This is a genomic window from Arsenophonus endosymbiont of Aphis craccivora, from assembly GCF_013460135.1.
GTDB lineage: Bacteria > Pseudomonadota > Gammaproteobacteria > Enterobacterales > Enterobacteriaceae > Arsenophonus > Arsenophonus nilaparvatae.
Genome location: NZ_CP038155.1, coordinates 840,670 through 853,954 on the forward strand (window position 1 = coordinate 840,670; position 13,285 = coordinate 853,954).

The following is a 13,285-nucleotide window of genomic DNA, read 5'->3' on the forward strand; positions in this document are numbered from 1 at the left end:
ATGCGATAGCGTTGTGAAGCATCGTAAGAAAGGTGATAATCAGTGTGGCCAAAGGGTGATAGCGTTTGCGATAAAATAATTGGCGTGATAGCGGCGGTTTAACCTAGCACTAGTGTTTCGACTGTTCTTTTGTGTGGATCGGTAATAATCAGCTGGCGATCATAGTAAATCACTTGCACACCCTTGTGTTCAGGTAAATTACGATTGATGTGCTCCTCCATTGCAGCAGCAAGTGTAGTACCTGAGGTGATATTTTCCAGTAGCATATAGGCAATATCTAAGACCAGATGACCAGCACTATCTTGCATGCGGATAGAAAAGACCTTGGCTTGACTTGCTACTTGATCGGTAAAATTGAGCATTTGATAAGCAAAAATTATTTTTTGTTGGCCAAAATGCCACTTTTGGTTAGTAAGATTATTTAATGATATTGGTGGCTCTTCAGATGGAGTGGCAGAAGACGTTGTTTGATGTTTTTTAACCAGATTTTGCTTGTCAATGAGCTCAGCTACAGTGAGCTTCTGCTGCCATAGAGGATCATCTCCTTCACCATATATCGTTATTTCAATTGAATTATATGGATTAATTTCGTTTGTGATAGGCAGATTTAATTGCCAATTACCTTGCTCATCATATTTGGCGTGATAATATTGATTACAATATTTGATCTGAATAAAAACTAGATTAGTTTGTGTGTTTATAGGTAATGCTCGATCGGTGGATATTTCACTTTCTAATGTAGTGGAGGTTATATTTTTACATTGATTGTGATTGTTATTAAATTTTTCAAATGAAGTCTGGCAAACTAAAATATTACCCGACAAATTTATATATTGATTTTTTTATACAATAATAAGTTTTTTATATTTACATGTAATTTATTATGGTTTTTTGAAGTAATAAAAGAATTGTTAGTCATAATTTATTTTTTTCTGTTATTTAATTAATAATCAATCTGACACATCGAAAATTGATATTCATCAATATATTGCAAAATTTCCTTAATGGCTAACGGTAAAATAGAAAAAATTAAAGAGAAAATTAATAGCTTAGTCATGTGCTCTTTCTTTTCTCGAGGCTTTGTTGAATAAATCGAACTTTTAGGTGATTGGCGGAGCTGATCGCTAAATTCGTTTCAACATCAGGTCCCCATGGCAAAGCAAAAGTTTAAAATTACCAACTGGCCCGCGTACAACAAGGCACTCAGACAACGCGGTTCCCTGACGGTCTGGCTTGATGAGTCGGCCATCGCTGGATGGACTGACAGTTCTTCGCCTGAAGGTCGTGGCCGGCCGCTTTACTACAGCGATATGGCTGTTACCACTGTCCTGATGATGAAGCGTGTGTTTAACCTGTCGCTCCTGGCATTACAGGGCTTCGTTGATTCGATTTTTAAACTCATGTCTTTGCCGCTGTGCTGTCCGGACTACTCGCTGGTCAGCAGACGAGCAAAGAGCGTCAACATCAGCATAAAAACGCCAACGCGTGGTGAAATCTCGCATCTGGTCATCGACAGTACCGGTCTGAAGGTCTTTGGCGAAGGTGAATGGAAAGTCAGGCAGCATGGGGCTGACAGACGAAGAGTGTGGCGCAAGCTTCATCTGGCAGCAGACAGTGTGACTCATGAGATTATCTGTGCCGACTTATCGCTCAGCGGAACGACAGATGCGCAGTCACTGCCGGGCCTGATTAACCAAACCCACCGGAAAATCAGGGAAGTGTCAGCAGACGGTGCTTATGACGCCTGTTACTGCCACGACGCGTTGCTAAGAAAGAAAATCAGGCCCCTTATCCCGCCGCGAAGCGGAGCGAAATACTGGCCGGACAAGTACCATGAACGTAACCATGCGGTGGCGAATCAGCGTCTGAGCAGGAGTAATGATATGTGGAAAAAGAAAGTGGGTTATCACCGGCGTTCAGTGGCAGAAACAGCGATGTTCCGCATAAAAACTTTGCTGGGTGGCCATCTGAGGCTGCGTGACTATGAGGCTCAGGTAGGTGAAGCAATGGCGATGGTCAAAGCGCTGAACCGTATGACGTTGTTGGGTATGCCACACAGCGTCAGGATCGGATAACAGCTGTAGCAGAGGGAGCCATCCTGTCGGCTAATTCTGATTTATTCAACAAAGCCGATAACATATTAACGCACTCTATTCTATCGACTAACCAACACAAGATACAGTAGTATATATTAACATTAACGACTAGTTACATAATTAAGGGATCTATGCCAGAACTACCTGAAGTTGAAACCAGCCGACGTGGAATTGAACCCTACTTGGTTGGTAATAAAATACAATATAGCATAGTACGGAATAGTAAATTACGCTGGCCGGTAGCGACAGAAATTGTATATATCGCCAATGAATCAGTAATCAGTGTTAAACGGCGCGCTAAATATTTACTCATTCATCTCCAGCATGGTTGGATAATCATTCACTTGGGTATGTCAGGTAGTATACGCATCTTAACCAAGCAACAATTAGCCGAAAAACACGATCATATCGACTTGATTCTAGCCGATGGCAAAATATTGCGTTATACCGATCCCAGACGTTTTGGTGCCTGGTTATGGACTAATGACCTGGCTAATTGCTCTGTACTTTCCCATCTAGGGCCGGAACCACTTTCTATCGATTTTAGCGCCGATTATCTTTATCAACGAGCAAAAAATAAAAAAACCGCCATCAAACCTTGGTTAATGGATAATAAAGTCGTCGTCGGTGTAGGCAATATTTATGCTAATGAGGCACTATTTGCTGCCAAAATTCTGCCAACCAGAGCTGCACATTCATTGACAAAAAAAGAGATCAGCAATTTAGTTATTCAAATTAAACAAGTTCTTCAACGTTCAATAGAACAGGGTGGAACAACATTGAAAGATTTTTTACAGTCAGATGGCAAACCGGGTTACTTTGCTCAACAACTGTTTGTTTATGGTAAAAAAGATCAAGCTTGTACCCATTGCGGTCAACTGATTGAATCAATAAAACTAGGGCAACGCAGTACTTTTTTCTGTCATAGTTGCCAAAAATAAACTGAAGTATAACTAGTTTTTATTGTTCAATTTTTTGCAACATTGCTTTAGCTATTGGTTCTGGTATAAAAGATGAAATATCACCGCCATGGCGGGCAACATCTTTAATCAAAGAAGAAGAAACAAACGACAACTTCGGAGAAGGTAATAAAAAGATGGTTTCTAGATCAGCCATTAGATGACTATTCATATTAGCCAACTGACATTCATATTCAAAATCTGACACGGTTCGCACACCTCTAATCAAAATATTAGCTTGGTGTTTTTGCGCAAAATTTACCGTGAGCCCACAAAACCCGATTACTTCAACGTTAGTTAAATGTTTTGTCTGTTCTTTAGCAAACAAAATACGTTCATCGAGGGTAAACATCGGATTTTTACGCGAACTATCAGCAATAGCCAATATTAGCTGTTCAAATATTAAGGCAGCGCGCTCTATAATATCCAAGTGGCCGTAAGTTATAGGATCAAAAGTACCAGGGTAAATTGCTTTTTTTTTCATAAAGTTATTTTCACTAATAACGAACAACTGAACACATATTATCGTATTGTTTAAGCATATTGAACAATTATGTTGACAAAATAAATCTCTATCATTGATAAGAATAGCTACAATGTATGATCTTTTAAAAATAAATGATAATTACTATCATATTTTTAGTTAATCACTAGTTTAATTTTAATTAACGGACAAAATATTAAAAAATTTTATCTTTAATGATGAATAAAAACGCTATTTAAATACATATTCATTGCACTTTCTTATGTGCAATATGCTACTATATTGCTAATCTCAACCAGTCAATGTGATAGAATGTTATTACGTCTATATCAAATACTTATTTACCTTATTCAACCTATTATTTGGTTACGTTTATTGTGGCGTAGTCACAAATCTCCCGCTTATCGCAAACGTTGGGGTGAACGATATGGTTTTTGTAATGGTAAGGTAATTCCCGGCGGGATATTATTACATTCTGTTTCAGTAGGCGAAACCTTAGCCGCGGTTCCATTAGTTAGAGCATTGCGCCATCACTATCCAACACTACCAATTACCGTTACTACCATGACCCCAACTGGTTCGGAGCGTGTTTTATCTGCATTTGGTGATGATGTTCAGCATGTCTATTTACCCTACGATTTGGCAGGATCTGTACGCCGTTTCCTTAATCATGCGGATCCTAAATTAACCATAATTATGGAAACAGAACTTTGGCCAAATCTTATTATTCAATTAAGACAACGTAAAATCCCATTAGTTATTGCTAACGCCCGTCTGTCTGAACGATCAGCGGCACGTTATCAAAAATTAGCTTATTTTATCAAAAAGTTATTGCAAAAAATTACCTTAATCGCAGCACAAAACCAAGAAGATGGCGAACGTTTTATTAAATTGGGTTTAGCAAGAAAAAAATTGAATGTTACAGGTAGTCTAAAGTTTGATATTTCTGTCACCCCTGAATTGGCTGTAAAAGCCATAACATTACGTCGACAATGGGCTCCGCACCGCCCGGTTTGGATTGCTACCAGTACCCATGAAGGAGAAGAGTCAATTATTTTACAGGCTCATACTAAACTATTAAAACAATTTCCCGACTTATTGCTGATCCTTGTTCCTCGCCACCCGGAACGCTTTGCACTAGCAAAAGCGTTAACCCAAAAAGCTAAACTACGCTATATTTGCCGTAGTGAAAATCGCGTTCCCAATACGGATACTCAAGTTATTATTGGTGATACCATGGGTGAACTGATGCTACTCTATGGTATTGCTGATCTGGCCTTTGTCGGCGGCAGTTTAGTTGAAAAAGGCGGGCATAATCCTTTGGAAGCAGCAGCACATGCCCTGCCTGTTTTAATGGGGCCTTATACTTTCAATTTCAAAGATATTTGTACCAAACTAAAACAAGCCGATGGTCTTATTCCGGTTAATGATAGTAAATCCTTAACCGTTACTGTTTCCCATTTGCTTAAAGATGAAGATTATCGTCTATACCATGGTCGTCAAGCAGCAGAAGTTTTACATGAGAATCAAGGGGCATTGCAAAAATTACTAAAGCTACTGGAACCCTACCTGCCACCAGTAACACACTAAATACGAATATTATTGAATATCGCTAAAACCCATAGCGAAATAGCACTTATGATAATTCACTAAACAATATAACTTAACAAATACTACATATTTTGTCTTTTCTTCATTATAGTGTTACTGGTTTAATTCAAATAAATGGGATCCTTACCCTCCAATTTTATAACTAACGATGAAAAATAATATGCCTTTATCTAGCTCAAATTCAAAAATATTGCTCTATCTGTGGGTATCGATTTATGCAATTTTATGGAGTTGTGGAAGTTATTTTTTAGATCCAACCGTACCTTACGATGCTGTTGAAGCAGTTAACTGTGGAATGAACGGTGAATGTGGCTCCCCAAAAACCCTTGGTTTGTTGGTGCCGTTATGTGGCCCGCCATCTACTTAAACCTTTCCTACAGTTTTTATTGGTATTTTATTCACTTTGTTGGTATAGCCATTGGTATGATAGGGGTATGGCAACTGGCTTACCGCCTCAGTCACAAAATTGAATTGGCTTGGTTTGCATTATTGATACTAAATTTATCAGGCATCATTAATTTTGATATCATTCCTTATAATGATAACTATATTTTGGTCACTCTATGGCCATGGGTGCTACTCTTTTTCCTGCGTGCTGTTTATGATCATCCTAAATGGTGGCTTGCTTTTGTACTGGTATCTGGCTTGGCAACCATGGGTAAGTATTCAACATTGGCCCTGGTTGGCACGGTTTTTTTATTAACCCTTTTCGTGCCTAAGGTGCGCAAAAGTTATCAACAACCCCTTTTTTATATTGCAATTGCACTTTGGTTTGCATTGATCTTGCCTAATTTGTTCTGGCTATTAGAAAATGATTTTTCTGCCTTTAAATGGGTTGATTCACAAATCGAACAAGGCTTTAACCTGCATGTGGTCAGCTCAATATTATCTGTTTTCTACCCGTTAGTTATTGCTACCATAATTCTCTATCTATTAGGTGGTAAAATAGGCTGGCCTAAAGAGCAACCCACTCAATTAGTTAATTTTATTTTACTCCTTCCCTTGGCCGTAATTTTTGGTTGGTTTTTGTTTCATGATGGAGGGCGGATGACCTAATGGTTACAACCATTTATGATGATTGCGGCGCCATTATTTATTGGCTCTATCTCCATTTCGCCCAAGAAATCTCTACGAAAGACATTTTTTGGTTTAATTATCATTGGCGGCCTGATCTTTTTAGGTTACTGCCTGGTATTAAATTATAATATCCGTGGCGCTGGCCAGAAAATGATCGGTATTAAAGCACTCACGGCATAAGGACAACAGCGCTGGCGGCAAAAATATGGTCAACCATTAAAATATGTTGGTGGCGAAGATAACCTTTATCAATGGTTTATTATCTATGCTTCTGATAGGCCACACACTATCCAGCCTGGGGATAGCAGTGAAGATCAGCCACCGAATGTTTATTATCGCGATATTACGGCAGAAACACTTAAAAAACATGGTGCTTTATTATTAGGGCGAAAAGGTAAAGATTGCAGCCAAGAAAATTTTACTCGGATGTCAAAACATTGGCCACAATTTACCATTAAAAAAGAAGCCATTATTTACCAATCAGAACCCAACGCTGATCCGCAATCAATGTTCTTGGGATTTATTGCGCCAGAAAAAAATTATCATTAGAAATAGAGTGACAATGAAATAGGAAGAAAATTTTCATTGTCACAAAATTGATACCTATATTTGTATCAACCTGACAATTTTACTAAAGCTAACTTAAGTTTAACGGAGTAAATTGCCTTGCTCGGTTGTGCCTTATCTGTCAACAAATAGATAGATAAAAATTTTCACTATTTATTGTCTATTATTAAAACTAATCGTTGGTAGATTTCATTCGGTTTAATTGTCGCCATATTGCCATCAGCTGAAACAATTGCTTCTTGTGCTTCACCATAACCGCCAATTAATCCCGGATCGGTAGGGCCATAGAGGGTAATATTCGGTTTGCTCAGTGCAGCGGTTAAATGGCTTAATCCTGTATCAACAGAGACGACTGCTTTGGCTGCGACAATTTGTTGAGCTAATTTGTCTAATGACAGCTTAGGCAATACCTCAACATGCTTAACACCAGCGGCCAGCCTCAGGGCACGTTGATGTTCCAGATTGGTTCCCCACGGTAATTTAACTGTTAAGCCTTTAGCTGCTACAGCGGTGATCAATTGTCGCCAATGGGACTCAGGCCAATGTTTCTCATCCCGTGTGGTGGCATGGAAAACAATAATATAAGGATCGTTTTCTTTTGCCAAAGCCGGTGGCGAAAAAGAGGCTGCAATACCATAATCACCGACAATAGTCGGTTTACTATAATGTAAACTATCAGCAAATAATTGTCGGATACGTTCAACCGCATGCAGCTGTTTATTGACACTATAGCGACAATCATAAAATAGGCTTGCTATAAGCTCGCGAGCACTTTTCCAATCATAACCATGACTTACACCACTAGCTAACCGTGTGATCAAAAAAGCACTTTTCAATAATCCTTGTGCATCGATCACAGCATCATATTCTTGCTGTTGCAATTGGGCACGAAAAACGGCTCTTTGCTGCCTGACAGATTTTGCCAACCAGTTTTTTCGCCAGCGTCGAATAGCTACCGGAATAACTCGCTTAACAGCATGATGCCAGCGTGGAATTTCGACAAAATTGTCTTCAACAACCCAATCAAACTGAATATCAGGATAGAGCATAACTGCATCAGTCAGTGCAGGTAAAGTATGCAATACATCACCCATCGATGAGGTTTTAACAATCAACACTTTCATGGCTATTGGCTCTCCGCCAATAACTGAGTTAATGCGGTGAACACGCATTCGGGTTTTATATCAATCAAACTTTGATGATAGCCACTTTCTGTACTACCTTTCCTCACCTTATGATAACCGGTTATTAAACGGATAATTTCTACTCGATTTGACAATGGTGGCGTAAAATCAGGACTACTTGGCCCATAAAGTGCTACCAAAGGCCGATTTAATGCTGCCGCAATATGCATTAACCCGGAATCATTGGTCACCACAGCTCGACAAGATGCCAGTAGATTAACTGCCTGCTCAAGGGTTGTTTTACCTGCCAGATTAAAACAATGCTGCCGACAATCTGCAGAAAGTGACTGTCGAATATCTTCACCGATACGACTATCTTTTTGCGAGCCAAAGATTAAAATTTTATAACCATGGGCAGCAAATAATAATTGCGCCAACTCAGCATAATGATAAGCTGGCCAGCGTTTAGCTGGGCTAAATTCTGCACCTGGACAAAAACCGATAATCGGTAACTGTTCTGGAATATGAAAAATGCGTTTACTCTGGACAATCTCTGTTTCTGTCACCGCAAGTTGCGGCCATAAAATAGGCTTGGGGATCTCATCGGCGTTGTTAACAGTGCCTTTTTGATAAGCTAAAGCCACATAACGCTGAACCATTTGTGGAAAAGCGGCTTTATCTAATAGGCGAATATCATTCAGCAACCAATAACGCATCTCACCGCGCCATCCTGTCCGTATTGGTATTTTGGCAAAAAAAGGCACCAGCGCAGATTTAAAAGAGTTGGGTAAAATATAGGCTTGATTATAACTCTGAGTACGTAAATGAATACCAAGCTGACGACGTACACTTATAGCTAAACGACCATGGCCCAAAGGCATCGATATGGCCTGCCTGACTTCAGGCATTTTGTTTAATAGTGGCCGACACCAATCAGGTGCCATAACATCAATTTCTGCGTCTGGGTGTAGGGTCTTCAAAGTACGGTAAAGACTCTGCGACATCATCATATCGCCTACCCATGACGGGCCAACTACCAGTATCTTCATACTATTTCCATTTAATCATTGCCATTTAACCATTGCATATAGTCAGCAACCCCTTCCGCCACAGTTTTGAACGGTTTATCGTAACCCGTATCACGTAATTTGGTGAGATCTGCTTCGGTAAATGCCTGATAACAACCTTTCAATTTATCAGGAAAGGCAATATATTCCACTGCCAGTTTTTTTTCCTGATGAAAAGCGATTACCGCATCAGCTACCGCCTGAAAAGAGTCCGCCTTACCGGTACCGCAGTTAAATATGCCGGAGATTTTATTTTGCCAACACCATAAATTAACCACAGCAACATCACTGACATGAATAAAATCACGTTTGAATTTTTCACTACCGGCAAAAAGTTTTGGCCTTTGCCCTTGATTGATTTGGCTATTTAAATGGAAAGCGACACTGGCCATGCTCCCCTTATGCCACTCACGCGGACCATAAACATTAAAATAACGGAAGCCACAAACTTGTGAAGTAATTTGTGGTAAAAGCCCACGAACATATTGATCAAATAAAAACTTGGAATAACCATATACATTTAATGGTTTTTCATATTGCCGCTCTTCAATAAAATGATCACTGCGCCCACCATAAGTTGCAGCCGAAGAAGCATACAAAAACGCAATATCTCGTTCAATACAGTAATGAAGTAACTCTTTCGAATATTCATAGTTATTATTCATCATATACTGACCATTCCACTCAGTGGTAGATGAACAAGCGCCTTCATGAAAAACTGCGTCAACTTCACCAATATTATCACCAGCCATTATACTGGCAATAAAATCTTCTTTGTCGATATAATCTGCAATATCTAAATCGACTAAATTAACAAATTTAGCGCCATTTTTAAGATTATCGACCACCAGAATGTCGCTACGCCCTATATCATTCAGTGCTTTAACAATATTGCTGCCAATAAAACCAGCCCCACCCGTGACTATGATCATTGGATTTACCTCTACTCAATCGATCTAATCGTTGCTTATATTATGTGATAATAACATTTATCCCACGTTAACCACAGTAACTCATCTAATTTATCCAAATAGAATAACTAACCAGAAGCAACAAAACGGTTGCACTCCTCAATCTATTCGTCAATTAACTACTCTATTAAAATAAATTACAGCAGAACGTGTCAGCACAATTTTCACTTAATTTATTAAAGATATAGAAAAAAATATTATGACGAATTTTTTCACATGAACAAAATAATGTGTCATTGTCGTCAGCTATTATTTTATTAGGATGATGAAAATTTAGCCAAACAGTGGCTTTCTCTGTTCAGTAAATAGTTTTTTTAAGTCAGGATCATGATACATCGCATCGACAAAATATATCATTAAATCAATACCCGATAATGCTTTTGTGACTGATGATATTTCGCAGTAACCGCTGACAACTTTCGGCAATGCCAAGGGTCGCACCGGAACTTTCTCTGGATTTTGTCTAATCGTTTGACTTGCCAATTTATCTTTTATGTTATTGTTAAGTAGAGTACTAACCGCCACGAGTTCAATATCATCAGGTAACTTAAATAATGTTTGTTGTAACACATCAATGGTAGCAGGATAAGGGTGACCAATAACAATACTGCTACCATGCTTACGGACAAATGAAATGGCATGGGCAAACTGTTTACGAATTTGTACTTCTGTTTTTATATCATCTAAAAAAACGTTGCGACGTAAGGTTGGCAACGTAAAAACTTTAGCCGCTTCATTGACCCTAGTGTTTGCTATCGTCACACTATCGAGAAAATAGAGATCATAATGCGAAAGCACGCGCATAACATTTATCATAGCCGCTAAATCAGCCGTCATCGCACTGCCCATATGATTATTCATACCTTTGGCGTGAGGTACTCGCTTAATCGCAACAACGAGATGCTGCTCTATTTCACTGGCACTCATCTCAGGCGTTAAGGTATTTTTTTCCAGTGGTTGATGGCTAATCGGCTTCATCGGCATGTGAATTAAAATTTCTCGCCCTTGTTGATAAGCTTTTTCGGCCATTTCTCTGCCATAAGGGGAGTCTGGTAAAATGGCAATCGAAAGTGCCACCGGCAAAGCTAATACCTGATTGTCTTCCGTTTTACGATAACCAATATCATCAATCACAATGGCTAATTTGCCAGCATTGACTTGTCCGCTTACAAGTAACAATAGAAGCATGATTATCAAAACCATCCGCTGTTGCACTGTTATCTCCCTAACCAAGGCTGTGGATTTAAGGTTTTACCTTGACGACGGATCTCAAAATAGAGTGAGGAACGTTGCTGTCCACCACTACTACCCACTAACGCAACAGGCTGACCTGAACGAACCTGTTGACCAACATTCACCAATGCACTCTGGGTATAACCATATAAACTCATATCTCCCTGACCATGATCAATAACCACCACCAAACCATAGCCTTGTAGCCAATCAGTCAGTAAAACACGGCCGGCAGAAATGGCTTTAACCTCTGTTCCTTCAGCGGCATTGATTACCATACCCTTCCAGCGTAATTCATCGGAAATACTGTCACCATAGTGATGAAGGATCTGGCCATGAACCGGCCACTGAGCCTGACCAACAGGACGGCCTAAACCGCCAGTACGCGCCATCAGAGCCCGCTCATCTTCAGTTGGACGATAAGTGGTTCCTTTTTGCTGTGCCTGCCGTTGTTTTGCTCGTATACGTGCCGCCTCTTTCGCTTCCCTTTCCGCTCTAACTTTTGCCTCTCGTTCAGCTCTGGCAATTTTACTACACAACAGTGTTTCGTTACGTTTCATCACCGCCAAACTTTTTTGCTCCGCTTTTAAAGTCGATTCCAACGATATCAGAGTTTTCTTTCTAGCATCCTGCGCCGAATCTAGCGTTTTCTTTTCTTGATCTTGTTTGGCTAAGTTTTTTTTCTGTGCCAATTGCGTTTGCTGCTTTTGTTGTTTCTGCTCAGCAAGTAAGGTCGTTGTTTGCTGCAATTTAATAATCGTTTGCTCTCTGGCTGCATTTAAGTAGCTATAATAGGCTAAAATACGCTCTTCTCTTTGTCCTTGTTCACCTTTAAATAACAATTCAATCCCTTTTTGCTGGCCTAATCGAAACGCGGCATCGAGCTGCTTAGCTAATAATGTTTCATGGAGCTGTTTTTGCTGTTGTAAACTGCTAATATTTTCATTTAATTGCGTTAGTTCTTTTGCTAACTGCGAAAGTTTTTTCCGTGTTTCATGTAATGCTCGTCCAGCAGCAGCAATATTTTTTTCCTGATTTTTCAATTGATCAAGTAAATGATTTCTTTCAGCTTGCTGCTGTTTAACACTTTTCTCTTTTTCTGCAATATTTGATAACAGATCTTTCAGTTTTACTTTATTGTCACTGATGGGATTGGCTGTGGTAATCCATGGCCAGATAAGAAATAGCGAGACACAGAGTAACGACTTAACCACTACTCTCTTTAGTAGAGCCAAAAGGATTAGGATTAAACCATATCGGCTGGTATTGTTCATCTTAGTTCAGCATCCTGAAACAATATCACTTAAAATTATTGGCAATTAATATAATTAGTAAACATTTCTGCTTCTTTTAGGATAATACTGAAAAAACTTAATTTCTTCATTTATACAACAAATTATAAAATAACTATAGGTTATTATTAATATTACTTTCATTCAGCTACTTTTTAAGTGGTATCAATATCACTGATATCGCTGGCAAATATCGCCGGTATGAACACTAATTTGCAAAAAAACCTAGTCATTTTTGCAAATTGGCTGTAATTGCGCAGCGACAAAGGTATACTTTGCAACCTAGATCTATCTATTACTAACTACGGGAGTAATTACCCCACATGATGCAAGAAATCATGCAATTTATTAGCCTACATCCAATACTCAGTCTGGCCTGTATCGCTTTGCTGATCGCTGTAATTATCTTAACCTTTAAGGGTTTGTTTGCTAAAACAAAAAATATCACCCGTGCCCAAGCGATACAATTGATTAATAAAGAAGAAGCGATCAGTATTGATTTACGTTCCCGTGACGATTTTCGTAAAGGACACATTATTGATTCAATTAACCTGACGCCATCAGAGATTAAAGACAATAATATCGGAGAATTGGAAAAACATAAGCAAAAACCCATTATTGTTGTCTCAGCAAATGGCATGGAAGCATCTAAACCAGCTGAACAACTGGTGCAATATGGTTTTGAACGTGTCTTTATTCTAAAAGAAGGAATTACCGGCTGGTCTAGCGAAAATTTACCTCTAGCCCGCGGCAAAAAGTAATTCATCGGACACATCAGCAATTATGTTTATACAATTCAATATC

General features: G+C 39.1%; 11 protein-coding genes and 1 pseudogene. 5 read left to right on the forward strand and 7 right to left on the reverse strand.

Annotated elements, in window-relative coordinates; all coding sequences use genetic code 11:
• Positions 1-98: 98 nt before the first annotated feature.
• A complete protein-coding gene (locus E3U36_RS04485; RefSeq protein WP_180817235.1) occupies positions 99-824 on the reverse strand; it encodes a hypothetical protein in 726 nt (241 codons plus the stop codon).
• 327 nt (positions 825-1,151) lie between these two features.
• Here E3U36_RS04485 and E3U36_RS04490 point away from each other — a divergent pair, with 327 nt between their 5' ends.
• Together E3U36_RS04490 and mutM are read left to right on the forward strand one after the other, a co-directional pair.
• Positions 1,152-2,075, forward strand: coding sequence for an IS5 family transposase (locus E3U36_RS04490; protein ID WP_180817236.1), 924 nt, complete (start codon positions 1,152-1,154; stop codon positions 2,073-2,075).
• A gap of 152 nt (positions 2,076-2,227) precedes the next feature.
• Positions 2,228-3,037: a bifunctional DNA-formamidopyrimidine glycosylase/DNA-(apurinic or apyrimidinic site) lyase gene (gene mutM / locus E3U36_RS04495; RefSeq protein WP_180817237.1), complete on the forward strand. Its 810-nt coding sequence runs from the start codon at positions 2,228-2,230 to the stop codon at positions 3,035-3,037.
• 19 nt (positions 3,038-3,056) lie between these two features.
• On the opposite strand, the gene coaD is transcribed toward mutM, so the two are convergent.
• Positions 3,057-3,539, reverse strand: coding sequence for a pantetheine-phosphate adenylyltransferase (gene coaD / locus E3U36_RS04500; RefSeq protein ID WP_032115794.1), 483 nt, complete (start codon positions 3,537-3,539; stop codon positions 3,057-3,059).
• 312 nt (positions 3,540-3,851) lie between these two features.
• Here coaD and waaA point away from each other — a divergent pair, with 312 nt between their 5' ends.
• Together waaA and E3U36_RS04510 are read left to right on the forward strand one after the other, a co-directional pair.
• Complete coding sequence (gene waaA, locus E3U36_RS04505) at positions 3,852-5,129, forward strand: lipid IV(A) 3-deoxy-D-manno-octulosonic acid transferase (protein WP_180817238.1); 1,278 nt, start codon at positions 3,852-3,854, stop codon at positions 5,127-5,129.
• Positions 5,130-5,310: 181 nt separating this feature from the next.
• Positions 5,311-6,776 (forward strand): annotated as a pseudogene (locus E3U36_RS04510) (glycosyltransferase family 39 protein).
• A 167-nt stretch (positions 6,777-6,943) separates the two neighbouring features.
• Here E3U36_RS04510 and rfaC read toward each other — a convergent pair.
• The 5 genes from rfaC to envC form a co-directional block, all read right to left on the reverse strand.
• The gene (gene rfaC / locus E3U36_RS04515; RefSeq protein WP_180817239.1) at positions 6,944-7,918 is read right to left on the reverse strand and encodes a lipopolysaccharide heptosyltransferase RfaC; all 975 of its coding nucleotides are present in this window, start codon (positions 7,916-7,918) and stop codon (positions 6,944-6,946) included.
• Between the two features lie 2 nt (positions 7,919-7,920).
• On the reverse strand, positions 7,921-8,967 hold the full coding sequence (gene rfaF / locus E3U36_RS04520; protein WP_180817240.1) for an ADP-heptose--LPS heptosyltransferase RfaF: 1,047 nt from the start codon (positions 8,965-8,967) through the stop codon (positions 7,921-7,923).
• A gap of 11 nt (positions 8,968-8,978) precedes the next feature.
• The gene (gene rfaD, locus E3U36_RS04525; protein WP_180817241.1) at positions 8,979-9,917 is read right to left on the reverse strand and encodes an ADP-glyceromanno-heptose 6-epimerase; all 939 of its coding nucleotides are present in this window, start codon (positions 9,915-9,917) and stop codon (positions 8,979-8,981) included.
• Positions 9,918-10,229: 312 nt separating this feature from the next.
• A complete protein-coding gene (locus E3U36_RS04530) occupies positions 10,230-11,159 on the reverse strand; it encodes a divergent polysaccharide deacetylase family protein (protein ID WP_180817534.1) in 930 nt (309 codons plus the stop codon).
• Between the two features lie 14 nt (positions 11,160-11,173).
• Positions 11,174-12,463: a murein hydrolase activator EnvC gene (gene envC, locus E3U36_RS04535; protein ID WP_180817242.1), complete on the reverse strand. Its 1,290-nt coding sequence runs from the start codon at positions 12,461-12,463 to the stop codon at positions 11,174-11,176.
• A gap of 341 nt (positions 12,464-12,804) precedes the next feature.
• Here envC and E3U36_RS04540 point away from each other — a divergent pair, with 341 nt between their 5' ends.
• Positions 12,805-13,242 carry a rhodanese-like domain-containing protein gene (locus E3U36_RS04540; protein ID WP_180817243.1) on the forward strand — a complete coding sequence of 146 codons (438 nt, stop codon included), beginning with the start codon at positions 12,805-12,807 and terminating at the stop codon, positions 13,240-13,242.
• The last annotated feature ends 43 nt before the right edge of the window (positions 13,243-13,285 follow it).

What these genes read in the sequence shown, in the direction of transcription:
- E3U36_RS04490 (WP_180817236.1), top strand. Translation starts at nt 1,152, where the DNA reads ATGGCAAAGCAAAAGTTTAAAATTACCAACTGGCCCGCGTACAACAAG.
- mutM (WP_180817237.1), top strand. Translation starts at nt 2,228, where the DNA reads ATGCCAGAACTACCTGAAGTTGAAACCAGCCGACGTGGAATTGAACCC.
- coaD (WP_032115794.1), bottom strand. Translation starts at nt 3,539, where the DNA reads ATGAAAAAAAAAGCAATTTACCCTGGTACTTTTGATCCTATAACTTAC.
- waaA (WP_180817238.1), top strand. Translation starts at nt 3,852, where the DNA reads ATGTTATTACGTCTATATCAAATACTTATTTACCTTATTCAACCTATT.
- rfaC (WP_180817239.1), bottom strand. Translation starts at nt 7,918, where the DNA reads ATGAAAGTGTTGATTGTTAAAACCTCATCGATGGGTGATGTATTGCAT.
- rfaF (WP_180817240.1), bottom strand. Translation starts at nt 8,967, where the DNA reads ATGAAGATACTGGTAGTTGGCCCGTCATGGGTAGGCGATATGATGATG.
- rfaD (WP_180817241.1), bottom strand. Translation starts at nt 9,917, where the DNA reads ATGATCATAGTCACGGGTGGGGCTGGTTTTATTGGCAGCAATATTGTT.
- E3U36_RS04530 (WP_180817534.1), bottom strand. Translation starts at nt 11,159, where the DNA reads ATGGTTTTGATAATCATGCTTCTATTGTTACTTGTAAGCGGACAAGTC.
- envC (WP_180817242.1), bottom strand. Translation starts at nt 12,463, where the DNA reads ATGAACAATACCAGCCGATATGGTTTAATCCTAATCCTTTTGGCTCTA.
- E3U36_RS04540 (WP_180817243.1), top strand. Translation starts at nt 12,805, where the DNA reads ATGATGCAAGAAATCATGCAATTTATTAGCCTACATCCAATACTCAGT.